This window comes from Kitasatospora sp. NPDC101176, from assembly GCF_044768035.1.
Classification (GTDB): Bacteria; Actinomycetota; Actinomycetes; order Streptomycetales; family Streptomycetaceae; genus Kitasatospora.
In genome coordinates this window covers 47,027-73,930 of sequence record NZ_JBIWPA010000034.1, presented here as the reverse complement: position 1 = coordinate 73,930, position 26,904 = coordinate 47,027, and the positions used below count along the sequence as shown (strand labels likewise).

24 protein-coding genes are annotated in these 26,904 nt (G+C 71.1%); all 24 read right to left on the bottom strand.

The genetic code is table 11. The features are described from left to right. Positions 1 to 143: 143 nt before the first annotated feature. Complete coding sequence (locus ACIRS1_RS32440) at positions 144 to 644, bottom strand: DUF2550 domain-containing protein (RefSeq protein ID WP_218201846.1); 501 nt, start codon at positions 642 to 644, stop codon at positions 144 to 146. 149 nt (positions 645 to 793) lie between these two features. Next, positions 794 to 1,177, bottom strand: coding sequence for a F0F1 ATP synthase subunit epsilon (locus ACIRS1_RS32435; RefSeq protein ID WP_360204611.1), 384 nt, complete (start codon positions 1,175 to 1,177; stop codon positions 794 to 796). 184 nt (positions 1,178 to 1,361) lie between these two features. Next, positions 1,362 to 2,807, bottom strand: coding sequence for a F0F1 ATP synthase subunit beta (gene atpD / locus ACIRS1_RS32430; RefSeq protein WP_360204608.1), 1,446 nt, complete (start codon positions 2,805 to 2,807; stop codon positions 1,362 to 1,364). Between the two features lie 2 nt (positions 2,808 to 2,809). After that, the gene (locus ACIRS1_RS32425) at positions 2,810 to 3,712 is read right to left on the bottom strand and encodes a F0F1 ATP synthase subunit gamma (RefSeq protein ID WP_360204606.1); all 903 of its coding nucleotides are present in this window, start codon (positions 3,710 to 3,712) and stop codon (positions 2,810 to 2,812) included. A gap of 32 nt (positions 3,713 to 3,744) precedes the next feature. Next, positions 3,745 to 5,319 (bottom strand): F0F1 ATP synthase subunit alpha, encoded by a 1,575-nt coding sequence (atpA, locus tag ACIRS1_RS32420; RefSeq protein WP_360204603.1) that lies wholly within the window; start codon positions 5,317 to 5,319, stop codon positions 3,745 to 3,747. A 156-nt stretch (positions 5,320 to 5,475) separates the two neighbouring features. Then, a complete protein-coding gene (locus tag ACIRS1_RS32415; RefSeq protein ID WP_402845693.1) occupies positions 5,476 to 6,291 on the bottom strand; it encodes a F0F1 ATP synthase subunit delta in 816 nt (271 codons plus the stop codon). Continuing rightward, positions 6,288 to 6,848, bottom strand: a complete 561-nt coding sequence (locus ACIRS1_RS32410; RefSeq protein WP_329927974.1) for a F0F1 ATP synthase subunit B — start codon at positions 6,846 to 6,848, stop codon at positions 6,288 to 6,290. Before ACIRS1_RS32410 ends, ACIRS1_RS32415 begins: the two co-directional genes overlap by 4 nt. Positions 6,849 to 6,881: 33 nt before the next feature. Continuing rightward, the gene (atpE, locus tag ACIRS1_RS32405) at positions 6,882 to 7,118 is read right to left on the bottom strand and encodes an ATP synthase F0 subunit C (protein WP_030282059.1); all 237 of its coding nucleotides are present in this window, start codon (positions 7,116 to 7,118) and stop codon (positions 6,882 to 6,884) included. A 93-nt stretch (positions 7,119 to 7,211) separates the two neighbouring features. Then, a complete protein-coding gene (gene atpB / locus ACIRS1_RS32400) occupies positions 7,212 to 8,027 on the bottom strand; it encodes a F0F1 ATP synthase subunit A (RefSeq protein WP_360204597.1) in 816 nt (271 codons plus the stop codon). 285 nt (positions 8,028 to 8,312) lie between these two features. Continuing rightward, positions 8,313 to 8,756 carry a hypothetical protein gene (locus ACIRS1_RS32395; RefSeq protein WP_360204594.1) on the bottom strand — a complete coding sequence of 148 codons (444 nt, stop codon included), beginning with the start codon at positions 8,754 to 8,756 and terminating at the stop codon, positions 8,313 to 8,315. Positions 8,757 to 9,052: 296 nt separating this feature from the next. Then, positions 9,053 to 10,342, bottom strand: a complete 1,290-nt coding sequence (locus tag ACIRS1_RS32390; RefSeq protein ID WP_360204592.1) for an MraY family glycosyltransferase — start codon at positions 10,340 to 10,342, stop codon at positions 9,053 to 9,055. Positions 10,343 to 10,517: 175 nt separating this feature from the next. Beyond that, complete coding sequence (gene glyA, locus ACIRS1_RS32385; RefSeq protein WP_402845692.1) at positions 10,518 to 11,798, bottom strand: serine hydroxymethyltransferase; 1,281 nt, start codon at positions 11,796 to 11,798, stop codon at positions 10,518 to 10,520. 160 nt (positions 11,799 to 11,958) lie between these two features. Further along, entirely contained in the window at positions 11,959 to 12,582 is a 624-nt protein-coding gene (locus ACIRS1_RS32380; protein WP_402845691.1) for a protein-tyrosine-phosphatase, read from the bottom strand. 50 nt (positions 12,583 to 12,632) lie between these two features. Next, positions 12,633 to 13,280 (bottom strand): L-threonylcarbamoyladenylate synthase, encoded by a 648-nt coding sequence (locus ACIRS1_RS32375; protein ID WP_360204586.1) that lies wholly within the window; start codon positions 13,278 to 13,280, stop codon positions 12,633 to 12,635. Positions 13,281 to 13,406: 126 nt separating this feature from the next. Continuing rightward, on the bottom strand, positions 13,407 to 14,273 hold the full coding sequence (gene prmC, locus ACIRS1_RS32370; RefSeq protein WP_360204583.1) for a peptide chain release factor N(5)-glutamine methyltransferase: 867 nt from the start codon (positions 14,271 to 14,273) through the stop codon (positions 13,407 to 13,409). A gap of 60 nt (positions 14,274 to 14,333) precedes the next feature. Next, positions 14,334 to 15,410 carry a peptide chain release factor 1 gene (gene prfA, locus ACIRS1_RS32365; RefSeq protein ID WP_402845690.1) on the bottom strand — a complete coding sequence of 359 codons (1,077 nt, stop codon included), beginning with the start codon at positions 15,408 to 15,410 and terminating at the stop codon, positions 14,334 to 14,336. A gap of 112 nt (positions 15,411 to 15,522) precedes the next feature. Continuing rightward, complete coding sequence (gene rpmE, locus ACIRS1_RS32360) at positions 15,523 to 15,744, bottom strand: 50S ribosomal protein L31 (protein WP_153462614.1); 222 nt, start codon at positions 15,742 to 15,744, stop codon at positions 15,523 to 15,525. A 202-nt stretch (positions 15,745 to 15,946) separates the two neighbouring features. Continuing rightward, the gene (locus tag ACIRS1_RS32355; protein WP_402845689.1) at positions 15,947 to 17,056 is read right to left on the bottom strand and encodes an LCP family protein; all 1,110 of its coding nucleotides are present in this window, start codon (positions 17,054 to 17,056) and stop codon (positions 15,947 to 15,949) included. Between the two features lie 140 nt (positions 17,057 to 17,196). Further along, the gene (rho, locus tag ACIRS1_RS32350) at positions 17,197 to 19,287 is read right to left on the bottom strand and encodes a transcription termination factor Rho (RefSeq protein ID WP_360204575.1); all 2,091 of its coding nucleotides are present in this window, start codon (positions 19,285 to 19,287) and stop codon (positions 17,197 to 17,199) included. 593 nt (positions 19,288 to 19,880) lie between these two features. After that, a complete protein-coding gene (thrB, locus tag ACIRS1_RS32345) occupies positions 19,881 to 20,819 on the bottom strand; it encodes a homoserine kinase (protein ID WP_360204572.1) in 939 nt (312 codons plus the stop codon). Between the two features lie 361 nt (positions 20,820 to 21,180). After that, on the bottom strand, positions 21,181 to 22,278 hold the full coding sequence (thrC, locus tag ACIRS1_RS32340) for a threonine synthase (RefSeq protein WP_387902265.1): 1,098 nt from the start codon (positions 22,276 to 22,278) through the stop codon (positions 21,181 to 21,183). Positions 22,279 to 22,287: 9 nt separating this feature from the next. Beyond that, complete coding sequence (locus ACIRS1_RS32335; RefSeq protein WP_360204566.1) at positions 22,288 to 23,580, bottom strand: homoserine dehydrogenase; 1,293 nt, start codon at positions 23,578 to 23,580, stop codon at positions 22,288 to 22,290. 138 nt (positions 23,581 to 23,718) lie between these two features. Then, positions 23,719 to 25,110, bottom strand: a complete 1,392-nt coding sequence (gene lysA / locus ACIRS1_RS32330; protein WP_402845688.1) for a diaminopimelate decarboxylase — start codon at positions 25,108 to 25,110, stop codon at positions 23,719 to 23,721. An 86-nt stretch (positions 25,111 to 25,196) separates the two neighbouring features. Next, complete coding sequence (gene argS / locus ACIRS1_RS32325) at positions 25,197 to 26,858, bottom strand: arginine--tRNA ligase (protein WP_360204560.1); 1,662 nt, start codon at positions 26,856 to 26,858, stop codon at positions 25,197 to 25,199. Between the last annotated feature and the right edge of the window lie 46 nt (positions 26,859 to 26,904).

Genomic DNA, 26,904 nt, shown 5'->3' with positions numbered 1-26,904 from the left:
CCCCGAGGGTCTCGTCGCTACGCGACGTTGACCTCCCCCAGCCTCCGGCCGGGGGGACCCCCACCCCGAGGGTCTCGTCGCTACGCGACGTTGACCTCCCCCAGCCTCCGGCCGGGGGGACCCCCACCCCGAGGGTCTCGTCGCTACGCGACGTTGACCCTCTGCCCGGGCGGGGCGGCTTCGAGCCAGGCGAGGAAGCCGGTGAGCGCGTCCTCGCTCATCGCGAGCTCCAGCGGCGCCCCGTTGTGCAGGCAGCGCAGCACCACCGAGCCGGAGAGCAGCGCGAGCTCCTCCTGGCCCTCGGGGTAGCGCCGGCCGAGGACCTCGATCTCCCGGCGGGGCAGCACCTTGCGGGGGCGGGGGGCGTAGGAGAAGACCCGGAACCACTCGATCGAGTCGCCGCTGTAGCGGCCGATACCAAAAACCCACCCCTTGCCGTCGGTCTGGGGGACCGGGGCCGAGGTGGGTTTGCCGTTCTCGTCGAGGTCGGGCTGCGTCGAGGCGTCGGCGGGCATTTTGAGGCGGTAGCTGCAGTCGAACGTGCCACCGACGCGCTGGATCAATCGGCGGCGTACCGCGAACGCCACCAGGCCGATCACACCCAGTGCCACGACCGCCGCACACACCACAAGCGCGAGGACCATGCTCACCTACCTCCTCGCTACCCGCGTTCCCCGTATCGGTCGTATCAAGCGACCGCGTTGACCTACCAACTACGACGACAGTCCCGGGGTCACGCTCACGCGTCCCCGGGACCGTCGGTCGACCCCGCTGAAACCGGGGTCCGGCGTACTCAGACGTGCGCCTTGAGGCCGTTCGCCGCGAACAGCCGGACCTCGGCGCGACGCTCGGCGTGCGCGTCCAGGTCGGACTTGGCCTGCTCCAGTGCACGCTCGGCACGCGCGACGTCGATCTCGTCCGCCAGCTCGGCGATCTCCGCGAGCAGAGACAGCTTGTTGTCGGCGAAGGAGATGAAGCCGCCGTGCACAGCGGCGATGACGGTGCCGCCGTCCACCGTGCGGATGGTGACCGGACCGGTCTCCAGCACGCTCAGCACCGGGGTGTGGCCCGGCATGATGCCGGTGTCACCGGAGGCCGTACGGGCGACGACGATGGTGGCCGCACCGGACCACACCTTGCGGTCGGCTGCGACCAGCTCGACGTGCAGCTCAGCCAACGTGGGCTCCTAGGCTCATGCAACCCCCGATTACTCGGGAGTTTCGGTAAGAATAACGGCCCCGCACCTCCGGCATGAAACCGGCGGCGCGGATTTGACCGGAATCACAGCCGATGCGACGCGAGGGGTGGGCCCCAGACTCGGGGGCCACCCCTCACGGTCACTCGGCTGCTACCGGCCGCGACTACTTCTTCGCCAGCTCGGCGGCGTTCTTCTCGAGGTCCTCGATGCCACCGCACATGAAGAAGGCCTGCTCCGGGACGGAGTCGTACTTGCCGTCCGCGATCGCGTTGAACGCCTCGATGGTCTCCGACAGCGGAACGGTCGAGCCGTCGACGCCGGTGAACTGCTTCGCCACGTAGGTGTTCTGCGAGAGGAAGCGCTCGATGCGACGGGCGCGGTGCACCGTGATCTTGTCTTCCTCGGACAGCTCGTCCATACCGAGGATGGCGATGATGTCCTGCAGGTCCTTGTACTTCTGCAGGATCCCCTTGACGCGGACGGCCGTGTCGTAGTGGGTCTGCGCGATGTACCGCGGGTCGAGGATGCGGGACGTGGAGTCCAGCGGGTCGACGGCCGGGTAGATGCCCTTCTCCGAGATCGGGCGCGACAGAACGGTCGTCGCGTCCAGGTGGGCGAAGGTGGTGGCCGGGGCCGGGTCGGTCAGGTCGTCCGCGGGGACGTAGATCGCCTGCATCGAGGTGATCGAGTGACCGCGGGTCGAGGTGATGCGCTCCTGCAGGAGGCCCATCTCGTCGGCCAGGTTCGGCTGGTAGCCCACCGCGGAGGGCATGCGGCCGAGCAGGGTCGACACCTCGGAACCGGCCTGGGTGAACCGGAAGATGTTGTCGATGAAGAGGAGCACGTCCTGCTTCTCGACGTCACGGAAGTACTCCGCCATGGTCAGCGCGGAGAGCGCGACGCGCAGACGGGTGCCCGGCGGCTCGTCCATCTGGCCGAAGACCAGCGCGGTCTTGTCCAGAACGCCCGAGTCGACCATCTCGTGGATGAGGTCGTTGCCCTCACGGGTGCGCTCGCCGACGCCGGCGAACACGGAGACACCACCGAAGTTCTCGGCGACGCGGTAGATCATCTCCTGGATCAGAACGGTCTTGCCGACACCGGCACCACCGAACAGACCGATCTTGCCACCCTGGACGTACGGGGTGAGGAGGTCGATGACCTTGATGCCGGTCTCGAACATCTCGGTCTTCGACTCGAGCTCGGCGAAGTTCGGGGCCTTGCGGTGGATCGGCCAGCGAACCTCGACCTGCGAGTCGAACTCCGCCTTGTCGACGTTCAGCACCTCACCGAGGGCGTTGAAGACCTTGCCCTTGGTGATCTGGCCGACGGGGACGGAGATCGCCGCACCGGTGTCGGACACCTGCGCGCCACGGACCAGGCCGTCGGTCGGCTGCATCGAGATGCCGCGGACCAGGCCGTCGCCGAGGTGCTGGGCGACCTCGAGGGTGAGGGTCTTCTTGCCCGAGCCGTCGGGGTTGTCCACCTCGACGTGCAGGGCGTTGAACATGTCCGGAATAGCGTCGACGGGGAACTCCACGTCGACGACCGGGCCGATGACCCGCGCGACGCGGCCCGTCGCCGTGGTCGGCTCAACAGTGGTAGTCATACTCATTCGCTCCCGCGGCTAGCGTCAGCGAGGGCGTTGGCCCCGCCGACGATCTCGCTGATTTCCTGGGTGATCTCGGCCTGACGGGCCGAGTTGGCAAGCCGCGTGAGCGACTTGATGAGCTCGCCGGCGTTGTCGGTCGCGCTCTTCATCGCACGCCGTCGCGCGGCGTGCTCGGAGGCGGCCGACTGCAGGAGAGCGCTGTAGATCCGGCTCTCGACGTACCGCGGGAGGAGCGCGTCCAGGACGCCCTCCGCCGACGGTTCGAAGTCGTACAGCGGGAAGATCTCCGGCTTGGCCGACTGCTGGACCTCGTCCAGCTTCAGCGGCAGCAGCCGCGCCTCGACCGCGGTCTGCGTGAGCATCGACTCGAACTCGGTCGAGACGAGGTGGATCTCGTCCACACCGCCGGTCTCGGCGGTGAAGGCCGCGATCAGCTCGGCCGCGACGGCCTTCGCGTCACCGTAGCTCGGCTTGTCCGAGAAGCCCGTCCACGACTGGCCCACCGCGAGGTCGCGGAAGGTGTAGTACGACAGACCCTTCCGGCCGATGATGTAGGTCACCACGTCCTTGCCCTCGCCGCGCAGGCGCTCGGTGAGCACCATGGAGGCCTTGATGGCGTTGGACGAGTAACCGCCGGCCAGGCCGCGGTCCGCCGTGATCAGCAGGACGGCGGCGCGCGAGGCCGAGGGGTTCTCGGTGGTGAGCGGGTGCTTGGCGTTGGACCGGGTGGCCACCGCCGTCACCGCCCGGGTGAGCTCGTCGGCGTACGGAGTGGAGGCGGCCACCGCGCGCTGCGCCTTACCGATGCGCGCCGCGGAGATCATCTCCATCGCCTTGGTGATCTTCTTCGTCGCGGTGACAGAGCGGATCCGGCGCTTGTAGACCCGAAGCTGTGCTCCCATGGGTCGTTACGTCCTTTCCCTCGTTACCGGACTCAGGCCTGCTCGCCGAGGAGCTTGCCGTCGGCGGTGGTGAAGCCCTGCTTGAAGGCGGCGATCGCGCTGGTGAGAGCGTCGATGGTGCCGTCCTCCAGCTTGCTGGTCTCGACGATGCCGGCCAGCAGGTCCTTGTGCTGCAGGCGCAGGTGGTCCAGGAACTCGCGCTCGAAGCGGCGGATGTCCGCGACCGGGACGTCGTCCAGCTTGCCGGTGGTGCCGGCCCAGATGGAGACGACCTGCTCCTCGACCGGGAACGGCTGGTACTGGCCCTGCTTCAGCAGCTCGACCATGCGCGCACCGCGCTCCAGCTGGGCCTTGGAGGCCGCGTCCAGGTCGGAGCCGAAGCCGGCGAAGGCCTCGAGCTCGCGGTACTGGGCCAGGTCCAGGCGAAGGCGGCCGGCGACCGACTTCATGGCCTTGATCTGGGCCGAGCCACCGACGCGGGAGACCGAGATGCCGACGTTCACGGCCGGGCGGATGCCGGCGTTGAACAGGTCGGACTCCAGGAAGCACTGGCCGTCGGTGATGGAGATGACGTTGGTCGGGATGTACGCCGAGACGTCGTTGGCCTTGGTCTCGATGATCGGCAGACCGGTCATCGAGCCCGCGCCCAGCTCGTCGGAGAGCTTCGCGCAGCGCTCCAGCAGGCGGGAGTGCAGGTAGAAGACGTCACCCGGGTAGGCCTCGCGGCCCGGCGGGCGGCGCAGCAGCAGGGAGACGGAGCGGTAGGCCTCGGCCTGCTTCGACAGGTCGTCGAAGATGATCAGGACGTGCTTGCCGTCGTACATCCACTCCTGGCCGATGGCCGAACCGGTGTACGGGGCGAGGTACTTGAAGCCGGCCGGGTCGGAGGCGGGAGCAGCCACGATGGTGGTGTACTCCAGCGCGCCGGCCTCCTCCAGGGCGCCGCGGACGGACGCGATGGTGGAGCCCTTCTGGCCCACGGCGACGTAGATGCAGCGGACCTGCTTCTTCGGGTCGCCCGAGCGCCAGTTGTCGCGCTGGTTGATGATCGTGTCGATCGCCACCGCGGTCTTGCCGGTCTGGCGGTCGCCGATGATCAGCTGACGCTGGCCACGGCCGATCGGGGTCATCGCGTCGATGGCCTTGATGCCGGTCTGCATCGGCTCGTGGACCGACTTGCGGACCATGACGCCGGGGGCCTGCAGCTCCAGGGCACGGCGGCCGGTGGAGGCGATGTCGCCCAGGCCGTCGATCGGGTTGCCCAGCGGGTCCACGACGCGGCCGAGGTAGCCGTCGCCGACCGGAACCGAGAGGACCTCGCCCGTGCGGCGCACGGTCTGGCCCTCTTCGATGCCACCGAACTCACCGAGGATGACGACACCGATCTCACGGGTGTCGAGGTTCAGCGCGAGGCCGAGCGTGCCGTCCTCGAACTTCAGCAGCTCGTTCGCCATGACCGAGGGCAGGCCCTCGACATGCGCGATGCCGTCCGCTGCGTCAGTGACCGTGCCGACCTCTTCCACAGAAGCGGCGTCCGGCTGGTACGACTGGACAAAGTCGGCCAGCGCGTCCCGGATCTCCTCCGGACGGATCGTAAGCTCCGCCATCAGGCTTCCCTGCTCTCCTAGTTTGCGATCCTCGGCCCGCCATTGAGGGCCGCAAGTATTCGACTCTCGGCCGGGTCTGCCGAACCGGCCGTCCGATGTGCCGGCTCCTGGGGGAACCGGTTTCCCGACCGAGGGTCGGATGTACTGCTTCGGTGCTCAGCCTTCGAGCGACTGGCGAGCGCCTTCGAGGCGGCTCGACACGGTGCCTTCGATGATCTCGTCGCCGATCTGCACCCGGACGCCGCCGACGACCTCGGGGTCGACGTCGATGTTCAGGTGGACCTGGCGGCCGTACATCCGGCCCAGAGCACCGGACAGGCGCTCCTTCTGGGTGTCCGACAGCGGCACCGCGGTGGTGACCAGGGCCACCACGCGGCCGCGGCGAGCGGCGGCGAGCTTGGAGTAGGACTCCAGGCCCTGCTCCAGGCTACGACCACGCGGCACGTTGACGAGGGCCGTGACGAGTCGCACGGTGCCCGCGTGGGCGCGGCCGCCGAGCAGCTTGCCGATCAGCTCCGCCTTGGCGACGGCGCCGGCCTTCGGCTCGGTCAGCGCGGCGCGCAGCTCGTGCGAGCCGCTCACCACCCGGCCGAACCGGAACAGCTCGTCCTCGACGTCGTCCAGGGCGCCGGCCTTGTCCGCACCGATGATCTCCGCGTACGCGGCGAGCTGCTCGGTGGCGTCGACCAGGTCTCGCGAGCCCGACCAGCGGGACCGGGCCAGGCCGGACACGAGGTCGACGGTCTCGCCGGAGACCTGGCCGGTCAGCAGCGAGGAGACCAGCTGGGCCTTGTCCTGGCCGGACCGGGACGGGTCGGTCAGGACACGGCGCAGCGACACCTCACGGTCCAGCAGGGCCGTGACGGCGGTGAGCTCCTCGGCGAGCTTGGCCGCGTCCACCGAGGTGGAGTCGGTCAGGCTCTCCAGGTTCTGCCGGCCGGCGGCGAGGGCCTCACGGCTGGCGCCGATCACTTGGCCGCACCCTGAGCAACGGCGGCCTTGGCCTCCAGCTCGTCCAGGAAGCGGTCGATCACGCCGCTCTGCCGGGCGTGGTCCTCGAGGGACTCACCCACGATGCGGGAGGCCAGCTGGGAGGCCAGCGAACCCACGTCCTGGCGCAGGGCGGCAGTCGCCTGCTTCTTGTCAGCCTCGATCTGGGCGTGACCGGCGGCGACGATGGCCTCGCGCTGGCGCTGGCCCTCCTCGCGCATCTCGGCGAGCTGGGCGGCACCCTGCTCGCGAGCCTGCTCGACGATGCGGGCAGCCTCGTGGCGCGCCTCGGCGAGCTCGGCGCGGTACTGCTCAAGCAGGGCCTGCGCCTCTGCCTGGGCGGCCTCGGCGCGCTCCATCCCGCCCTCGATCGCGTCCCGGCGCTCCGACAGCACCTTCTCGATGCTGGGGAGGAGCTTCTTGCCGAGCAGACCGAAGACGATGAAGAAGCAGAGCAGGCCGATGATGATCTCGGGCCACGCGGGGAGGAGAGGGTTCATCTTCTCCTCGGCCGCGAGCTGGACGATCGCCATGCTCATATCTGGACCTTCCTCAGAAAGGGTCTACGGCGATTACTTGTTGCCGAAGACGAACGGCATGACGATGCCGATGAGGGCGAGCGCCTCGGTCAGCGCGAAGCCGATGAACATGTTGGAGCGGATGAGACCGGCGGCCTCGGGCTGACGGGCCATGGCCTGGACACCGTTACCGAAGATGAGACCGACGCCGATGCCGGGGCCGATGGCGGCGAGGCCGTAGCCGATCGAGGCGACGGAACCGTAGACAGTGCCCTCAGCGAGGATGCTCATTGACGTTGTCCTTTGCAGGGTGGTGAACCGGTGGTGATTGGCCACCGGGCGATCCGGGAGGTTGGTTCAGGGGTGGGGCCGAGGCCCCCTGGCTCAGTGCGACTCTTCGAGGGCACCGGCGATGTAGCTGCTGGCCAGCATCACGAAGATGTAGGCCTGCAGGAACTGGACCAGCAGCTCGAAGGCGGTCAGCGCGACGGCGACGACGAACGAGGCCGAGCCGTACAGCGCGCCCAGGGTCGGGCTGAGCAGGTACCAGGAGGCGATGGAGAACATCACGATCAGCAGGTGGCCGGCGAACATGTTCGCGAAGGCTCGGACCGCGAGCGTGAAGGGGCGCACGAAGATGTTCGAGAAGAACTCGATCGGCACCAGGATGAACATGACCCAGCCGGGGATGCCCGAGGGCCAGCAGAGGTTCTTGAAGCCGCCGACGAAGCCGTGCTTCTTGAAGGTCAGCGTCATGTAGGTGATCCACACGACGCCGGCGAGACCCGCCGGGAACGCGATCGCCGCCGTCACGGGGAACTGCGCGAACGGGATGATCGACATGATGTTCATCAGCCAGATGAAGAAGAACATCGAGACCAGCATCGGGACGTACTTCTCGCCCTTCTTGCCGATCGTCTCCAGCACGATGGAGCGCTTGACGAAGTCGTAGCCGATCTCGGCGACGAGCTGCATCTTGCCGGGGACCAGGCGCGGCTTGGCGAACGCGGCCCAGAAGAAGACGACGACAAGCACTGCGACGATCATCGACAGCAGCATCGGCTTGTTGAAGTAGAAGCTGCCGATCGAGAAGATCGGCTTGAAGTCGAACTCGTTCAGGCCAGGAGCCGGGAAGCCGCAGCCGGCGTCCCCGAAGTGGCAACTGCCTGAGGCGAGGTACGTGAGCTTTTCAGCACTCACCACGGACTCCTTCGTCGTGACGCATGGTTACGGCAACCTCGGTGTGTCGGCGCGGCCTGCGGCCACGGTGCGGCACTGGAACTTGATGGGTTTCTCGCCGACCCCGTCCGGCAGTGCGCTGCACCGCTGCGGGATCATCGAAGACTGCGCGGGTCCGGGGGGCGATCCGTCCACTGTCCGGACAGACCTGGCCGCTTCCCGTACTCCGTTGTTGCGACGGACGATAGCAGTCCGTCAGTGCGGCATAAACACCGCCCCCCTCGTTGGGGGGACAGTGAGGCCTCGTCACTGTTGACGCCCGGAGTCGGAGGGCTTGTCGCCCTTGTTTTCCGAGGCGTCGGGGTCCACGTAGAAGGTCTTGGCCTTCAGGGCGCCGCGCACCTGGAACCCCGTCCAGATCAACGCGCAGCCGAGCAGTGTGAAGGCGAAGGCCTGCCGGTTGAAGAGGTCGGTGTCCTTGAACACCGCGAGGACGATGCCGACCAGCAGGATCTGCGTGGTGTACACCAGGAGCGCCGCGGCCATCATGATCTGCGGGTTCGACCTGGTCAGCCGGTCGAGCGCGATCTGGCCCGAGCTGAAGAAGGCCATCACCAGCAGTACGCCGAAGAGGGCTCCGAGCAAACCCTTCCCACCGGCGACGGCGAAGGAGATCGCCATGGCGATGATCCCGGCGACCGCAGTGGGAATCGCGGCGCCTCGGAGGATCCGGGCGTCGGTGGACGGCATGTCGGCAGCTCCGGCGGCATGTCGATGTGGCGGGGGACGGGGCACAGAAGGTGGTGGGTGACACCGACCGAGAGGCCGCCGCCCGGGCCGCCCGCTGCGGCGGGCCCGTCGAGGGAGGCCGACAGGGACGGAAGGCATCCACCTGTCAGGTCTTTCGGCGTGTTCTCGGTACTCGTGAACGGTATCACAAACTATTTGATGAGAGCTTTACCATGAATGTGTGGTACCTGTCACACTGACGGCCCAACCGTGCCGCCGAACGGGTGAGGCCGTTTGACCTAACGTCAACTCGCTTGCTACCGGCGGCCGGTGGTCCGGTCCTGGGTGCCGAGCGCCGAGGCGCCCCGGCCCGCGTCCTGGCCGGCTTCACCGAGAAGTTGCTTGTCCTTGGCCGACAGTTCAGCCATCGGGGCGGACTGCTGGCGGCGGTAGCGGGGCGGGACGAAGGACTGCACGGCCTTCGGCGCGCGCGGCCGGAACCGCGGGGTCAGCAGCACGACCAGGCCGACCAGGCAGAGCCCGGCGAGCGTCAGCACCACGGTGCGACCGGTGTTGGTCACCGAGAAGGCCACCGTGCCGAAGGCGATCAGCGCGGCCCAGAAGTACATGATCAGCACCGCACGGCTGTGCGAGTGACCGACCTGCAGCAGCCGGTGGTGCAGGTGGCGCTTGTCCGCGGCGAACGGCGACTGGCCGGCCCAGGTGCGGCGGACCACGGCGAGCAACAGGTCGGCCAGCGGCAGTGCGATGACCGTCAGCGGCAGCAGCAGCGGGATGTAGATCGGCACCAGGGCGTGCACGGTGGCGGTCTGCGAACCGGTCTCGCTGGTGATCAGGTCCGGGTCGACGCGGCCGGTGATGGAGATCGCGGCGACGGCGAGCATCAGGCCCAGCATCATCGAGCCGGAGTCGCCCATGAAGATCCGCGCGGGGTGCATGTTGTGCGCCAGGAAGCCCAGGCACATGCCGATCAGCAGCACGCTGAACAGCACCGCGGGGGCCGCGTCGGTGATCGTGTAGCCGTACCAGAGGCGGTAGCTGTACAGGAAGAACGCGATCGCGGCGATGCAGACCATGCCGCCGGCCAGGCCGTCGAGGCCGTCGATGAAGTTGACCGCGTTGACCATGACGACGACCAGGGTGACCGAGATGACCATGCCCTGGGTGGGGCTCACCGCGACGGCGCCGACGCCGGGCACCGGGAGGGTGATCACCGTGACGCCCTGCCAGACCATCACACCGGCGGCGATCATCTGGCCGCCGAGCTTGACCAGCGCGTCCACGCCCCACTTGTCGTCGAGCACGCCGAGCAGCCACATGATCCCGGCGCCGGACAGCAGGGCCCGGATGTCGGTGCCCTGGGAGAACACCTTGCTCAGGTTGTCCAGCTGCGAGGCGACCAGGATGCCCGCGCAGAGACCGCCGAACATGGCGATCCCGCCGAGCCGCGGGGTGGGCTCGCGGTGCACGTCACGGGCGCGCACGGGCGGCATCGCGCCGGCCGCGATGGCGAACTTCCGGACCGGGCCGGTCAGCAGGTAGGTGACGGCGGCGGTGCAGAACAGCACCAGCAGATACTCACGCACCACTGGCCTCCTGCATCACTGTCCGACGGGAAGGTACCGAAGGTACTCCCCTGCCTGTCCGGGTTTCGAGGTGCGTCGCCACGGCACACACCTTATTGAGTCGGACGCCTCGGGCGTGCATCGCGGTTCGCCCTCCCGGGTAGGAGATCTCGATGCCCGCGGCCGCCCGGGCCGCTCACGGCCGGTCGGCGAAGGCCAGCGCGAGCTCCCGGACCCGTTCCGCCACCGGCACGACCGTTCCGTCCACGAGCAACCGTGCGATCAGCCGGGCGACCTCGGCGAGTTCGGCCTCGCCCATCCCCTGGCTGGTCACCGTGCCGGTGCCCAGCCGGATGCCGGACGCTTCGGCGGCGGGCGCCGGGTCGTACGGCAGTGCGCACTTGCCGAGCAGCAGCCCGGCCGCCGCGCAGCGCCGCTCGGCCTCCGCGCCGGTGACGCCCAGCGGGCTCACGTCCACCGTCACCAGGTGGGTGTCGGTGCCGCCGGTCAGCGGGCGTGCACCGGCCTCCGCGAGCCCTGCCGCCAGCACCCGCGCCCCCGCCACCGTCCGGTGCGCGTAGGCCCGGTAGCCGGCCGTGGACGCCTCCGCGAGGGCCACCGCCTTGCCCGCCACCTCGTTCATCGCCGCGCCGCCCTGGCTGAACGGGAACACCGCCCGGTCGATCCGCTCGGCCAGCTCCGCGGTGGACAGCAGCAGACCCCCGCGCGGGCCCCGCAGCAGCTTGTGGGTGGCCGCCACGGTGACGTCCGCGTACGGCACCGGTGAGGGCGCCACACCGGCCGCGACCAGCCCGGTGGTCTGCGCCGCGGAGGCGATCAGGTAGGCGTCCACCTCGTCGGCGATCTGCCGGAACGCCGCCCAGTCCGGGTGCCGCGGGTAGGAGATCGAACCGGCCACGATCGCCTTCGGACGGTGCCGGCGGGCCAGGTCGCGCACCTGGTCGAGGTCGATCAGGCCGTCGGCCTCGCGCACGCCGTACCCGGTGAAGGCGAACCAGCGGCCGGAGAAGTTCGCGCGCGAGCCGCAGCTCAGGTGGCCGCCGTGCTCCAGCGACATCGCCAGCACCCCGTCGCCGGGCCGAAGCAGCGCAGCGTAGGCCGCCAGCATCGCCGAAGTCGCCGACCGGGGCTGGACGTTGGCGTGCGGGGCGGCGAACAGCTGGCGGGCCCGGTCGATCGCCAGCAGCTCGGCGGCGTCCGCGAGGGCGCAGCCGGTGTGGTGCCGGCGGCCCGGGTAGCCCTCGGCGTACTTGTCGATCAACGGCCCGGTCAGCGCGGCCAGGACGGCCGGGGAGGTCAGGTTCTCGCCCGCCAGCAGCTGGATCGACTCGGCCCGTCGTTCGGCCTCGGCCGCCAGCAGGTCGGCCAGCTGCGGATCCGCCCGGTGCAGCGCCTCGGACGCCCAGGGGCGCCCGCTCGTCGCTCTCGGACCGGTCGGGGCGTCGGTGACGGTCATGGCGGGGCTCCCGGGCCGCGTGGGGGCGCCTCCCGGCGCGCGGGCCGGGAAGGATCGATTCCTCCAGCGTAGGACCGGCCCGGCCGGGTGGCGCGCCGACGCGGGGCCATTCGGCGCCTTCGTTCCGGCGGTCGCCCGGGCGGTCGCCCCGGGCGGGGGCTCAGCGCAGCGCGGACACGCCGGTGAGTGCGGTGACCACCGGGTCGACGGCGTGGAATATCTCCTCGCCGCAGTTGCGGAACATGCCGATCGGCGCCCCGTACGGGTCCTCCAGCTCGTCCGACTCCGGGGTCGCGGCCAGCAGCCAGCCGCGCAGTGCGGCGGCGGCCCGGACCAGGGCGCGGGCGCGCTCGGTGACGTCGGCGCCGCGCCGCGGGTCGGGCAGGGTGCCCGGGTCTATCGTCCGGACCAGGCGGGTGAACTCCTTCAGCGTGAAGGTCCGCAGGCCCGCCTCGTGCCCCATCGAGATCACCTGCGCCCGGTGGTCGAGCGTCGCGGTGAGGACCAGGTCGGCCTCCACGACGTGCTCGTCCAGCAGCTCGCGACCGGTGAAACCGCCGCTGTCGGCGCCGTACTCGTCCAGGACGGTCGCCGCGTGGTCCTCCATCGGCGCGCCGACGTGGCCCCAGGTGCCGGCGCTCTCCACCAGGATCCGCCCGGCCACCCGCGGGCTGAGCCGGGTGTCCAGCTCACGCCGGGTGAGCCGCTCGGCGATCGGCGAGCGGCAGATGTTCCCGGTGCAGACGAACAGGATCCGGAAGTGGTCCAGCGGTCTGGGGCCCACGGCAAGGTACGGTGCTATGCCCGGCCCGGCGTGGAGCGAGGCGGTCGGCGTCAACTGCCGGCCTCCAGGTCGGGGACGACCTCCCTCAGCTGCTCGACGCTGATCGCGCCCGCCCGCAGCAGGACCGGGACCTTGCCCGTGACGTCGACGATGGACGAGGCGGTGGCGTGGTCCGCCTGCCCGCCGTCCAGGTAGACCGAGATGGCGTCGCCGAGCTGCGCCTGCGCCTCGTCGCAGGTCGCCGGGGACGGACCGCCGGTCTTGTTGGCGCTGGAGACGGCCAGCGGGCCGGTGGCGTTCAGCAGCTCGATGGCGACCGGGTGCAGCGGCATCCGGACGGCGACGGTGCCGCGGGTCTCGCCGAGGTCCCAGCGCAGCGAGGGCTGGTGCTTGGCGACCAGGGTGAGCCCGCCCGGCCAGAACGCGTCGACCAGCTCCCAGGCCTGCTCGGAGAAGTCGGTGACCAGGCCGTGCAGGGTGGTCGGCGAGCCGACCAGCACCGGCGAGGGCATGTTGCGGCCGCGGCCCTTGGCGGCCAGCAGCTCGCCGACGGCCTCCGGGGAGAAGGCGTCCGCGCCGACCCCGTACAGGGTGTCGGTCGGCAGCACGACGAGTTCGCCGCGGCGGATGGCGGATGCGGCCTCGCGCAGGCCGGTGGCACGGTCCCCGGCGTCGGCACAGTCGTAGCGGCGGCTCATCGGTGCGGTCCCCTTCCGGAACGGCTCATCACAGCGGTCACAGCACGGCCTCGTGCACGGCGGTCCGGCACGGTGCCGGACGGCCCGGCACGACGCCCTGTGGGCGGTCGTACGGTGCCGGACGGTTCACAGCGAGGCCCTTCGGGCCGTCGTGAAGCGCGGCCGGTTGTTCAGGTCGCGGTGGTCGGCGGTGTCCGTCCACCCGCGTTCCTCGTTGAAGATCCACGGCACCTGGCCGCCCTGCTGGTCGGCGTGCTCGACCACCACCGCGCCGCCCGGGCGCAGCAGCCGGGCGGCCACCCGCTCGATGCCGCGGATGGTGTCCAGGCCGTCCTCGCCGGAGAACAGCGACATCTGCGGGTCGTGGTCGCGGGCCTCCGGCGCGACGTACTCCCACTCGGTGAGCGGGATGTACGGCGGGTTGGAGATGACCAGGTCGAAGCGGCCGTCCCAGGAGCGGTCGTCGGCGAAGGCCAGGGTGGCGTCACCGGCGTGCAGGGTGACCCGGGCCCGGTCCGGGCTGGCCTCGATGTTGCGCCGGGTGTACTGCAGCGCGCCCTCGTCGAGTTCGAAGGCGTGCACGGTCGAGCGCGGCAGCTCCTGGGCCAGGGCGAGCGCGATGGCGCCGGAGCCGGAGCACAGGTCGACGACCAGCGGCTCGGCGACGTCCATGTCGCGGACGGCGTCTATGGCCCACTCGACGACCGTCTCGGTCTCCGGCCGGGGCACGAAGACCCCGGGGCCGACCTCGAGCTCCAGGTAGCGGAAGAACGCCCGCCCGGTGATGTGCTGGAGCGGCTCGCGCGCCTCGCGGCGGGAGACGGCCTCCCAGTAGCGGGCGTCGAAGTCCGCGTCCTGCACGGTGTGCAACTGGCTGCGCTTGACGTCGTGGACGTAGGCGGCGAGTTCCTCCGCGTCGAAGCGCGGTGACGGCACGCCGGCCGCGGCCAACCGCTGGGTGGCCTGGGCCACCTCGGCGAGCAGCAGGTTCATCCGTACGACCTCTTGTTTCTGCGCTCCGGCTTCTGGCTTTCGGGCTGGGGCGCGCCGGTCTCAGTTCTGTTGGGCCGCGGCCAGCTTGGCCGCCGCGTCCGCGTCGACGCAGGACTGGATCACCGCGTTCAGGTCGCCGTCCAGGACCTGGTCCAGGTTGTACGACTTGAACCCCGTGCGGTGGTCCGAGATGCGGTTCTCGGGGTAGTTGTACGTCCGGATCCGCTCGGAGCGGTCCACCGTGCGGACCTGGCTGCGACGCGCCTCCGAGGCCTCCCGCTCGGCCTCCTCCTGCGCGGCGGCCAGCAGCCGCGAACGCAGGATGCGCATCGCCTGCTCCTTGTTCTGCAGCTGGCTCTTCTCGTTCTGGCAGGACGCCACGATACCGGTCGGCAGGTGGGTGATCCGGACCGCGGAGTCGGTGGTGTTGACCGACTGGCCGCCGGGGCCGGAGGAGCGGTAGACGTCGATCCGCAGGTCGTTGGCGAGGACCTCGACCTCGACCTCCTCCGCCTCGGGGGTGACCAGCACGCCCGCCGCGGAGGTGTGGATGCGGCCCTGCGACTCGGTGGCGGGGACGCGCTGCACGCGGTGCACGCCGCCCTCGTATTTCAGCCGGGCCCAGACGCCCTGGCCGGGCTCGGCGCTGCCCTTGGTCTTCACGGCCACCGAGACGTCCTTGTAGCCGCCGAGGTCGGACTCGTTGGAGTCGATGATCTCGGTCTTCCAGCCGATCCGCTCAGCGAAGCGCAGGTACATCCGGAGCAGGTCGCCGGCGAACAGCGCGGACTCCTCGCCGCCCTCGCCCGCCTTGATCTCCAGGATGACGTCCTTCTCGTCGCTCGGGTCGCGCGGCACGAGCAGCAGTCGCAGCTCCTCGGTCAGCTCCTCGCGGCGGTGCTCGCCGTCCTTCACCTCGGAGAGGAACTCCGGGTCCTCGGCCGCGAGTTCACGCGCGGCCTCGATGTCCTCGCCGGCCTGCCGCCACTCCCGGAAGACCCGGGTGATCGGGGTCAGCTCGGCGTACCGCTTGGCCAGCTTGCGCGCGTTGGCCTGGTCGGCGTGGACGGACGGGTCGGCCAGCCTCTTCTCGAGGTCGGCGTGCTCGACGAGGAGCTCTTCGACTGCCTCGAACATGGGGGTGGCCTTCTTCCCGGAGATCGGTTGGTGTGGTGGGACGCGAACGGCGCCGGTCCCCAGCGCCCCCGGAACGAGTACGGGGGCACCGGGAACCGGCGCCGAGGGAGCGCTAGGCCTTCGCGCTGTGCTGCTTGCCGAAGCGGGCCTCGAAGCGGGCCACGCGGCCACCGGTGTCGAGGATCTTCTGCTTGCCGGTGTAGAACGGGTGGCACTGCGAGCAGACCTCGGCGCGGATCTCGCCACTGGTCTCGGTCGAGCGGGTCACGAACTCGGCGCCGCAGGTGCAGGTCACACGGGTGACCACGTACTCGGGGTGAACGTTGGGCTTCAAGGGGTTCTCCTAGGTTTCGGGAGGGCACCGGGTCGGCGGCTGGAGCGCCGCACGTGAACCGGGACCGACGGACCAGTCTGCCAGGACCGGCCGCATCTTCCCAAACCGGGGCCCGCTCCGGGATATTCCGCGCGCCGCCGCGGGCCCGTCGCGCGCCCGCCCCGACCGTGCCGCGCCGGCCGTGCCGCGGCCCGGCGCCCGGTCAGCGCCTGGCCGGGGCTTTCGCCGCGCCCGTCGCGGGGCCCGTGGGGGCCGTGGGGGCGGCCTGGGCGGGGTTCTCCGGCTGCGCCGAGACGACGGACTGCGGGAGCGGCTGGTCGGCCTTGAGCGCGGCCCAGAGCTGGTCGGCCTGCGGCTGCTGTTCGACGACCCGGTTGGGGTCGCTGGGTGCGGTCACCACCGGCAGGGTCACCATGCCGAGCTGGTCCGGCCCGATGCCCTTGAGCTCCTGGACGAGGCCCACCAGGGCGTTCACCGAGCCCAGTGCGGAGTCGGTGGTGACGCTGCTGGTCATGGTGTCGCCGATCGACCACAGCTTGACCGGGTTGGAGAACAGCCCGAGCCCGCCGGCCTGCTGCAGCAGCGACCGCACCATCTGCTTCTGCAGTTCGATCCGGCCGAGGTCGCTGCCGTCGCCGACGCCGTGCCGGGTGCGGACGAAGGCCAGGGCCTGCTGGCCGTCCAGGTGGTGCTCGCCGGGGGCGAGGTCGAGGCCGCTGTCCTTGTCGTGGATGGCCACCGTGGTGGTCACGGTGGCCCCGCCCAGCGCGTCCACGACCCGGGCGAACCCGGCGAAGTCGATCTGCACGTAGTGGTCCATCCGCAGCCCGGTGAGCTGTTCGGTGGTCTTGACCGCGCAGGCGGCGCCGCCGGTCTCGAAGGCGCTGTTGTACATGGCGCGCTTGGCACCGGGCACCGTCCGGCCGGCCGCGTCGGTGCAGTCGGGCCGGTTGACGAGGGTGTCGCGCGGGATCGAGACGACCTCGGCGCGCGAGTGGTCCTGGTTGACGTGCACCACCATCGCGGTGTCCGAGCGGGCGGTGTCGCCGGTGTCGCCGCCGGCCAGGTCGCCGTTCCGGCCGTTCCGCGAGTCGGAGCCGAGCACCAGGATGTTGAAGGACCCGTCGGTGGCCCCCGGCGGGCGGGCGTCGCCGAGCCGGGCGTTGATGTCGACGCTCTTGATGTTGCCGTTGAGCTTGTAGTACGCGTACCCGGCCGCTCCGGCACCGAGGACGACGAGTGCGGCGAACGCGCAGGCCGCCGCCCGCAGGACCTTGCGGCGGCGGGTCAGGACCCTCTTGTGTTCGGCCATACGGTCCAGAGTAAATCGGACAAGATGATCCAAAGACCCCAGGATGTCCCCATCCTGGAACAAAGGCCCGGCCGGACGCACGGAACCCCGGACCGCTCGCGCGATCCGGGGTTCCGTGTCCGACTGCCGTCCGGCTACCGTCAGTCGCTGGAGCCGGGGGTGGTCTTGGCGATCTGCATCAGGAACTCGGCGTTGCTCTTGGTCTGCTTCATCTTGTCCAGGAGCAGCTCGATCGCCTGCTGCGAGTCCAGCGCGTGCAGCACCCGGCGGAGCTTCCAGACGATGGCCAACTCCTCGCTGCCGAGCAGGATCTCCTCCTTGCGGGTGCTGGAGGCGTCCACGTCGACGGCCGGGAAGATGCGCTTGTCCGAGAGCTTGCGGTCGAGCTTGAGCTCCATGTTGCCGGTGCCCTTGAACTCCTCGAAGATCACCTCGTCCATGCGCGAGCCGGTCTCGACCAGCGCGGTGGCCAGGATGGTCAGCGAGCCGCCGTTCTCGATGTTGCGCGCGGCGCCGAAGAACTTCTTCGGCGGGTACAGCGCGGTCGAGTCGACACCACCGGACAGGATGCGGCCGGAGGCCGGCGCCGCCAGGTTGTAGGCGCGGCCGAGGCGGGTGATCGAGTCCAGCAGGATGACCACGTCGTGGCCCAGCTCGACCAGGCGCTTGGCGCGCTCGATGGCCAGCTCGGCGACGGTGGTGTGGTCCTCCGCCGGGCGGTCGAAGGTCGAGGAGATGACCTCGCCCTTCACCGACCGCTGCATGTCGGTGACCTCCTCCGGACGCTCGTCGACCAGGACGACCATCAGGTGGCACTCGGGGTTGTTGTGGGTGATCGCGTTGGCGACCGCCTGCAGCACCATCGTCTTGCCGGTCTTCGGCGGCGCGACGATCAGACCGCGCTGGCCCTTGCCGATCGGCGACACCAGGTCGATGATCCGGGTGGTCAGCACGCCCGGGTCGGTCTCCAGGCGCAGCCGCTCCTGCGGGTACAGCGGGGTGAGCTTGTTGAACTCGGGGCGGCCACGGCCGCTCTCCGGGTCCATGCCGTTGACGGAGTCCAGCCGCACCATGGCGTTGAACTTCTCGCGGCGCTCGCCGTCGCGGGGCTGGCGCACCGCTCCGGTGATGGCGTCGCCCTTGCGCAGGCCGTTCTTGCGGACCTGGGCGAGCGAGACGTAGACGTCGTTCTGGCCCGGCAGGTAGCCGGAGGTGCGCACGAACGCGTAGTTGTCGAGGATGTCGAGGATGCCCGCGACCGGGATCAGGACGTCGTCCTCGCCGATCTGCGGCTCGGCGGGGCCGGCCTCGAAGCCCTCGCGGCGGCCGCGGCCACGGCGGTCGCGGTAGCGGCCGCGACGGCCACGACGGCCGTCGCCGAACTCGTCGTCCTCGTAGCCGCCCTGCTGGGCCTGCGGCTGCTGGGTCTGCTGGCCGCCCTGGCGGCTCTGCTGGCCCTCGGCCTGGCCGCCCTGCTGCTGGCCGCCGCCCTGCTGGGGCTGGCGGTCGGCGCGCTCACGGCGGTTGCGGCGGTCGCGGCGCGACTCGCGGCCCTCGCCGTCCTGGGCCTCGCCGGTCTCCTGGCGGTCCGTGCGCTCGGGGCGCTCGCCCGCCTCGCGGCGGTCACGACGGTCGCGGCGGTCGCGACGGGTCTCGGTGCGGCCCTCCTCGCGGCCCTCGAAGGCGCGGGTCTCGGCCTGCTTGGGCTCGGCCTGCTTGGGCTCGGCCACGACCACCGCGGCGTCGGCGGCGGCGGCCTCGGCGACCGGAGCGCCGGCGGCGGAGGTGGCGCGGCGGCGGGTGCGCTCGGCGCGGGCGGGCGCGGCGGTCTCCGCGGCGGCCTGGACCGGGATGTCGATCTGGGCCTGGGGCTCGGCGGCCTTGGCCTCGGCCGCGGCGGCGGCCTTGGTGCGGCGGGCGGGCTTCTCGGCCGGCGCCTCGGCGTCCGCCTTGGCGGCGGTGCGCTTGGCGGCGGCCGGGGCGCCACCGGCGGCGAGCAGCGGGTCCCCGCCGCTCTTCTCCTTGATGGTCTCGATCAGCTGGCTCTTGCGCATGCGTCCGGTACCGGTGATGCCCAGGTCCGCGGCGAGCTTCTGCAGCTCGGCCAGGACCATGCCGTCCAGGCCCGCGGCGGCGGTGCGGCGGCGCCGCGCCGGGGCCGCGGGTGCGGCGGCTGCGTCCGACGCTTCGGCGTCCGGGCGCGCGCCCATCAGATCGGTGGAGTCGCTCACTAAGGGTCCTTCCCTGGAGCGGACGTCGGCCTGTCTGGCTCGGCGACCGGTTGTGCTGTCCTGACCAACGCTCGACTGCGTCGGTCCGAGGCGGTGATCCCCCGAAAGGCGGAAGCCGGTCGAGGGAGAGCTGCGAGGTGCGGTGCTTGAAGCACGGTGGTGCTGAGTGGCGCGGTGGGCCGGTCGTGTGCCGACCGGGCGTACCCCCACGCTGCCTGCGAATCCCGGGCCCCCGTCGCGTGACGGTGGCCCGCGCTCCGCCCGTCCTGGCCTCGAGGTGGGAGGCCGCGGGTGGGAGTCAGGTGCCGTCACGGCTTCGGGATGCGGCCGCATGTCGCGCAGGCAGGCTGCGTACGCGCTGCGGTGGGCTCCCGGAGAATCGTCGCCCCGTGCATCGCCGCGACTCCACGGCAGTGGAGAGCTGGGATCGGGACGCGGCGCACCGAGCCCCGGAGGGCACCTGGTGCAGCAATGAGGTTAACACTACCGACCCCCTCAGACATTCCCCAGCCTTGCGCTTGCCAATCGTGTCCGGAGCACCCGGCTCGGCGCGGTGCCGAGCCGAGCCCCGGCGAGCGGCCCGAACGGGCTGCTCAGACGTCCAGCGGGAGCACGGTGGCCCCGGTCCGGTCGAGCTCCAGGCGGTGCGCGGCGAACGCCGGGTCCCCGCCGTGGCCGTGGTGCCCGGCGAAGGAGAGCACCTTGTCGGCACCCGCCTCGTCGGTGAGGGCGAGGACGGTCGGGCCGGCCCCGGAGATGACCGCCGGGACGCCCTCCGCGCGCAGCGCGCCCACCAACGCGGCGCTGTCCGGCATCGCGGAGGAGCGGTAGTCCTGGTGCAGCCGGTCCTCGGTGGCGGCGAGCAGCAGCTCGGGCCGCCGGGTCAGCGCCTCCACCAGCAGCGCGGCGCGGCCGGCGTTGACCGCGGCGTCGGTCAGCGGGACGGTCTTCGGCAGCAGGCCGCGGGCGGTCTCGGTGAGCACCTCGCCGGCGGGCACGAAGACGATCGGGACGACCTGGCCGGAGGGCTCCAGGGTGACGGCCTTGGCCGACTCCTCGTCGGTCCAGGCGATGGTGAAGCTGCCGCGCAGGCAGGCCGCGACGTTGTCGGGGTGTCCCTCCAGCTCGGAGGCGAGGGCCAGCAGCGCGTCGTCGTCCAGGGCGGACGGGCCGCCGATGGTGACGGCGCGGGCGGCCACGATGCCGGCGCAGATGGCGGCCGAGGAGGAGCCCAGGCCGCGGCCGTGCGGTATCCGGTTGGCGCAGACCACTTCGAGGCCGCGCGGCTGGCCGCCGAGGCGGTCGAAGGCGGCGCGCATCGAGCGGACCAGCAGGTGGCGCTCGTCGCGGGGCAGCGTCTCGGCGCCCTCGCCGGCGATGTCGACCGAGAGGCCGGAGTCGGAGACCCGGACGACGACGTCGTCGTACAGGCCCAGCGCGAGCCCGAAGGCGTCGAAGCCCGGGCCGAGGTTGGCACTGGTCGCGGGAACCCGGACCCGGACGGCGGCGGCACGGAACGCGGGACCGGCCATGCGGTGGACTCTCCTGGGGAAATCGGGCGGCGCGGAGCGCGTCGTCGGTGCAGGGGCGGGAACGGACCGCGGGCCCCGTCCGGGGCGGGCGGTCACGGTCGTCGGTTCGGCCCGGAGGGCCAGGACCCGGGGCATGTGCCACACGGCCGAACCCAGAGTATCGAAGAGAGGTTCCCCAGTGGTACACCCCATGGGCCTTCGATCTGGTGTGTTGCCGCTTCTGGCCGGAATGCGTACCGGATTCGGTTCGGAATGCGAAGCGTAATTGACACAAAAGTGTCACCGGAGAACGTCGACGGGCCGACCCCCGAAAGGGTAGGCCCGTCGAAGCGTCAGACCCGGTGACCGGCCCGGTCCCGGGTCAGTCGAGCAGGCCCAGGCGCCGGGCCGCGGCCTCCGGGTCGATCGGGACGACCTGTGGCTGCGGCGCGCCCGCCACCGCCCAGTCCGGGTCCTTGAGGCCGTTGCCGGTCACGGTGCAGACGATGCGCTGGCCCGGGTCGACCAGGCCGGCCTCCGCCTTGGCCAGCAGGCCGGCCACCGAGGCGGCCGAGGCGGGCTCCACGAAGACGCCCTCCTGTGAGGCCAACAGCCGGTAGGCCGCGAGGATCTGACGGTCCGTCACCTTGTCGATGAGGCCGCCCGACTCGTCCCGCGCGGCGAGCGCGAAGTCCCACGAGGCCGGGTTGCCGATCCGGATCGCGGTGGCGATGGTCTGCGGCTTGAGCACCGGCGCGCCGTCGACGATCGGGGCCGAGCCGGAGGCCTGGAAGCCCCACATCCGCGGCGTGCGCGCCGCGAGGCCGTCGGTGGCGTACTCGCGGTACCCCTTCCAGTACGCGGTGATGTTGCCCGCGTTGCCGACCGGCAGGACGTGGATGTCCGGGGCGTCGCCGAGCATGTCGACGATCTCGAACGCGGCGGTCTTCTGACCCTCGATCCGCACCGGGTTCACCGAGTTGACCAGGGCCACCGGGTACTTCTCGGACAGTTCACGCGCAAGGGTGAGGCAGTCGTCGAAGTTCCCGTCCACCTGCAGGATCTTGGCGCCGTGCACCAGCGCCTGGCCCATCTTGCCGAGGGCGATCTTGCCCTGCGGGACGAGCACCGCGGAGACCATCCCGGCCCGCACCGCGTACGCGGCGGCGGAGGCCGAGGTGTTGCCGGTGGAGGCGCAGATGACGGCCTGGGCGCCCTCCTCCTTGGCCTTGGAGATGGCCATCGTCATCCCGCGGTCCTTGAAGGAGCCGGTCGGGTTGGCGCCCTCGACCTTGAGGTAGACCTCGCAGCCGGTGCGCTCGGAGAGCACCTGGGCGGGGACGAGCGGCGTGCCGCCTTCGAGCAGGGTGACCACCGGGGTGGAGTCCGTGACCGGCAGGCGGTCCCGGTACTCCTCGATCAGGCCGCGCCACTGGTGGGTGTGCGCGCCTCGGACGACGTTCTCGGCAACGGCGTTCATGGCTGTTCCTTACTCCCCTTCGACCCGCATGATGCTGGCCACGTCCCGCACGCTGTCCAGCGCGCGGAGCTTGTCGACCGTCGCCGACAGGGCGGCGTCGGTGGCACGGTGGGTGACCACGACGAGCGAGGCGTCGCCGTCGCGGCCCTGCTGGCGCACGGTGTCGATGGAGACGCCGTGCTCGGCGAAGACGGACGCCACCTGGGCGAGCACGCCCGCGCGGTCGTCCACGTCCAGGCTGACGTGGTAGCGGGTGACCACCTCGTCCATCGGCTTGGCGGGCAGCTGCGTGTACACCGAGTCACCGGGGCCGGGGGCGCCCGCGAGCTTGTTGCGGCAGACCGCGACCAGGTCGCCGAGCACCGCGGAGGCGGTCGGCGAGCCGCCGGCGCCGGGGCCGTAGAACATCAGCCGACCGGCCGCCTCGGCCTCGACGAACACCGCGTTGTAGGCCTCGCGGACGGAGGCCAGCGGGTGCGACAGCGGGATCATCGCCGGGTGGACCCGGGCGGTCACCGAGGCGCCGTCGGCGGCCCGCTCGCAGATCGCGAGCAGCTTGACCACGCAGCCCATCGCCTTCGCGGAGGCGATGTCGGCGGCGGTCACCTCGGTGATGCCCTCGCGGTAGACGTCCGCGGCGGTCACCTTGGTGTGGAAGGCGATGCCGGCCAGGATCGCGGCCTTGGCGGCGGCGTCGAAGCCCTCGACGTCGGCCGTCGGGTCGGCCTCGGCGTAGCCCAGCGCGGTGGCCTCCTCCAGCGCCTCCGAGTAGCCGGCGCCGGTGGTGTCCATCTTGTCGAGGATGAAGTTGGTGGTGCCGTTGACGATGCCCAGCACCCGGTTGACCTTGTCCCCCGCGAGGGACTCGCGCAGCGGCCGCAGCAGCGGGATCGCGCCCGCCACGGCGGCCTCGTAGTACAGGTCCACCCCGGCCGCGGCGGCCGCGGCGTGCAGCTCGGCGCCGTCCTGGGCGAGCAGCGCCTTGTTGGCGCTGACCACCGAGGCGCCCTGCGCGAACGCCGACAGGATGTGGTGTTTGGCGGGCTCGATGCCGCCCACCACCTCGACCACGACGTCGATGTCGCCCCGGTTGACCAGGGCCTCGGCGTCGGTGGTGATCAGGTGCTCGGGGACGCCCGGGCGGGTCCGGCCGGCCCGGCGGACCGCGATGCCGGCGAGCTCCACCGGGGCACCGATGCGCGCGGCGAGGTCGTCGGCCGTCGTCGTCATGATGCGCGCCACCTCGGAGCCCACCACACCACAGCCCAGCAACGCCACCTTCAGCGGGCGCGTACGCATCATCCGACTCCGCTCTGCATTCATCGTGCTTCGGTAATTCCGGCGGGATTCTCGGGGCCGCCGGGAACTTCGGTCCGTACCAGTCTCGGGGACTTTCCGCACGGATCTACGGTCGTTCCATGATCTGAGACGAGAATTTCGTCATCCGATATCGAGACGCAGGAGATCCTCCTCCGTCTCGCGCCTGACGATCACCCGCGCCGCACCGTCCCTGACGGCCAGCACGGGGGGCTTCAGGGCGTGGTTGTAGTTGCTCGCCATCGAGCGGCAGTACGCGCCGGTGGCGGGCACCGCGATCAGGTCGCCCGCGGCCAGGTCGGCCGGCAGGAAGGCGTCCCGCACCACGATGTCGCCGGACTCGCAGTGCTTGCCGACCACTCGCACCAGCATCGGCTCCGCGTCGCTGCGGCGCGACACCAGGGCCACCGAGTACTCGGCGTCGTACAGCGCGGTGCGGATGTTGTCGGACATCCCGCCGTCCACGCTGACGTAGGTGCGCAGGCCCTCCAGCGGCTTGACGGTGCCGACCTCGTACAGCGTGAACGCCGTCGGGCCGACGATCGCCCGGCCGGGCTCCACGCTCAGCCGGGGGGCCCGCAGGTCCGCGGCGGCGCACTCGCGGCGCACGATCTCGCCCAGCGCCGCCGCGATCTCGGCCGGCTCGCGCGGGTCGTCGTCACTGGTGTAGGCGATGCCGAGGCCGCCGCCCAGGTCGATCTCGGGCAGCTCGACGCCGTGCTCGTCGCGGATGCCGGCCAGCAGGCCGACCACCCGGCGGGCGGCCACCTCGAAGCCCGCGGTGTCGAAGATCTGCGAGCCGATGTGCGAGTGGATGCCGCGCAGCTCCAGGCTGTCGTGGGCGAGCACCCGGCGCACCGCCTCGGCGGCCGCGCCGCCGGTCAGCGAGAGCCCGAACTTCTGGTCCTCGTGTGCGGTGGCGATGAACTCGTGGGTGTGCGCCTCGACGCCGACGGTGATCCGGATCAGCACCTGCTGGCGGACGCCGTGGCGGGCGGCGATCGCGGCCAGCCGCTCGATCTCCTCGTAGGAGTCGACCACGACGTGCCCGATCCCGGACTTCACCGCGTGCTCGAGCTCGTCCACCGACTTGTTGTTGCCGTGCAGCGCGATCCGCTCGGCCGGCATGCCGGCGGCCAGCGCCACGGCCAGCTCGCCCGGGCTGCAGACGTCGAGGTTCAGGCCTTCCTCGTGCAGCCAGCGCACGACCGCCTTGGAGAGGAACGCCTTGCCGGCGTAGTAGACGTCCGCCCCGGTGCCGAAGGCGTCCCGCCAGGCGCGGGCCCGGGTCCGGAAGTCCTCCTCGTCGAGCACGTAGGCCGGCGTGCCGAACTCGGCCGCCAGCGTCCGCACGTCGATGCCGCCGACGGTGACCGCACCCGCGGCGTCCCGGGCGACGGTGCGCGACCAGACCTTGGGGTCGAGCGCGTTGAGGTCCGCCGGCGGGGCCTGGTAGTGGCCCTCGGGCAGGACGTCGCCGTGACGGGGGCCCGCGGGGTGTGCTGAGCGAGACATGTCCTTGTTCCTTGACCTATGGCGAGGGGCGGCGACGGTCCCCGTTGACCGTCAGCCGCCCCCGCTGTGCGCGATGGGGGTGGTGCCTACATCCGCTCGGGCGCCGTGACGCCCAGGAGCGTCAGCCCGTTGGCCACGACCGTGCGCGTCGCGTCGGCCAGCCACAGCCGGGCGCGCGTGAGGTCGGTGACCTCCTCGTCGCCGCGCGGCAGGATGCGGCAGTTGTCGTAGAAGCGGTGGTACTTGGCCGCCAGGTCCTCCAGGTACGTGGCGACGCGGTGCGGCTCGCGCAGCTCGCCGGCCGAGGCCAGCACGCGCGGGAACTCGCCGAGGTGGCCGAGCAGGTCGGACTCCCAGTCGGTGGCCAGCAGCTCCGGTTTGAAGTCCTCGGCCGCGCCGCGCGAGATGCCCTGGTCGTCGGCGTTGCGCTGGACCGCGCACATCCGGGAGTGGGCGTACTGGACGTAGTACACCCGGTTCTCGTTGGTCTGGCTGGTCAGGACGTTGATGTCGAGCGTGATGGTGGAGTCCGTGGAGGACCGCGCCAGGGTGTAGCGGGCGGCGTCGACGCCGATCCACTCGACCACGTCGTCGATCGTGATGATGTTGCCGGCCCGCTTGGACATGCGGACCTCCTCGCCGTCGCGAAGCATCTTCACGAACTGGCCGATCTTCACCTCGATGTTGTGGTTCATGTCGTCGCCCGCGCAGGCCGAGATGGCCTTCAGGCGGTTGACGTACCCGTGGTGGTCGGCGCCCAGCATGTAGAGCGCGACCTCGGTGCCGCGGTCCCGCTTGGACAGGTAGTACGCGGCGTCGGCGGCGAAGTAGGTGGTGTCGCCGTCGGCCTTGATCAGGACGCGGTCCTTGTCGTCGCCGAAGTCGGTGGTGCGCAGGAAGACCGCGCCGTCCTGCTCGAAGACGTGGCCCTGCTCGCGCAGCCGGTCGATGGCCTGCCCGACGGCGCCGGACTCGTGCAGCGACCGCTCCGAGAACCAGACGTCGAAGTGGGTGCCGAACTCGTCCATGGAGCGCTGGATCTCGGCCACCATGAGCTTCAGGCCCTCGGTGCGGAAGACCTGCAGCTGCTCGTCCTCGGGCAGGTCGAGCACGCCCGGGACGGCGTCGGTGAGCGCCTTGGCGATGTCGACGATGTACTCGCCGACGTACCCGCCCTCCGGCACCTCCCGGCCGTTCGCGGCGGCCTGCAGCGAGGCGGCGAACTTGGAGATCTGCACGCCGGCGTCGTTCAGGTAGTACTCGGTGGTGACGTCGGCGCCGCAGGCCCGCAGCACGCGCGCCAGGGAGTCGCCGACGGCCGCCCAGCGGACGCCGCCGATGTGGATCGGGCCGGTCGGGTTGGCGGAGACGAACTCCAGGTTGATCTTCAGGCCCGCGAGGTCCCGGTTACGGCCGTAGCCCTCGCCGGCCTCGACGATGGTGCGGGCCAGCGCACCGGCGGTGGCGGTGTCCAGGGTGATGTTCAGGAAGCCCGGGCCGGCGATGTCGACCTTGGCGACGCCGGTGATCCCTCGCAGGCGGTCGGCCAGCAGCTCGGCGACGGCTCGCGGCGGCTTGCCGGCCGCCTTGGCGAGCTGGAGGGCCACGTTGGTCGCGTAGTCGCCGTGGTCCCTGTTCTTGGGCCGCTCGACCGTCACGTGCTCGGGCACGGCGACGGCCAGCTCGCCCGCCTCGACGGCGGCGCTCACTGCGGCCTGGACTGCCTGGGAAAGCTCTGCGGGGGTCACGACGCCAAGCGTAGGCGAGACGGGGTGCCCGCCCGCCACCCGGTTT

Excerpts from the sequence above, each read along its gene's own strand:
- ACIRS1_RS32440 (WP_218201846.1), bottom strand. The coding sequence starts at position 644 with ATGGTCCTCGCGCTTGTGGTGTGTGCGGCGGTCGTGGCACTGGGTGTG.
- prfA (WP_402845690.1), bottom strand. The coding sequence starts at position 15,410 with ATGTTCGAGGCAGTCGAAGAGCTCCTCGTCGAGCACGCCGACCTCGAG.
- ACIRS1_RS32425 (WP_360204606.1), bottom strand. The coding sequence starts at position 3,712 with ATGGGAGCACAGCTTCGGGTCTACAAGCGCCGGATCCGCTCTGTCACC.
- ACIRS1_RS32375 (WP_360204586.1), bottom strand. The coding sequence starts at position 13,280 with ATGAGCCGCCGCTACGACTGTGCCGACGCCGGGGACCGTGCCACCGGC.
- atpE (WP_030282059.1), bottom strand. The coding sequence starts at position 7,118 with ATGAGCATCCTCGCTGAGGGCACTGTCTACGGTTCCGTCGCCTCGATC.
- atpA (WP_360204603.1), bottom strand. The coding sequence starts at position 5,319 with ATGGCGGAGCTTACGATCCGTCCGGAGGAGATCCGGGACGCGCTGGCC.
- ACIRS1_RS32410 (WP_329927974.1), bottom strand. The coding sequence starts at position 6,848 with ATGAGCATGGCGATCGTCCAGCTCGCGGCCGAGGAGAAGATGAACCCT.
- atpD (WP_360204608.1), bottom strand. The coding sequence starts at position 2,807 with ATGACTACCACTGTTGAGCCGACCACGGCGACGGGCCGCGTCGCGCGG.
- prmC (WP_360204583.1), bottom strand. The coding sequence starts at position 14,273 with ATGAACCTGCTGCTCGCCGAGGTGGCCCAGGCCACCCAGCGGTTGGCC.
- ACIRS1_RS32335 (WP_360204566.1), bottom strand. The coding sequence starts at position 23,580 with ATGATGCGTACGCGCCCGCTGAAGGTGGCGTTGCTGGGCTGTGGTGTG.
- thrC (WP_387902265.1), bottom strand. The coding sequence starts at position 22,278 with ATGAACGCCGTTGCCGAGAACGTCGTCCGAGGCGCGCACACCCACCAG.
- ACIRS1_RS32395 (WP_360204594.1), bottom strand. The coding sequence starts at position 8,756 with ATGCCGTCCACCGACGCCCGGATCCTCCGAGGCGCCGCGATTCCCACT.
- ACIRS1_RS32355 (WP_402845689.1), bottom strand. The coding sequence starts at position 17,056 with ATGGCCGAACACAAGAGGGTCCTGACCCGCCGCCGCAAGGTCCTGCGG.
- glyA (WP_402845692.1), bottom strand. The coding sequence starts at position 11,798 with ATGACCGTCACCGACGCCCCGACCGGTCCGAGAGCGACGAGCGGGCGC.
- lysA (WP_402845688.1), bottom strand. The coding sequence starts at position 25,110 with ATGTCTCGCTCAGCACACCCCGCGGGCCCCCGTCACGGCGACGTCCTG.
- thrB (WP_360204572.1), bottom strand. The coding sequence starts at position 20,819 with ATGGCCGGTCCCGCGTTCCGTGCCGCCGCCGTCCGGGTCCGGGTTCCC.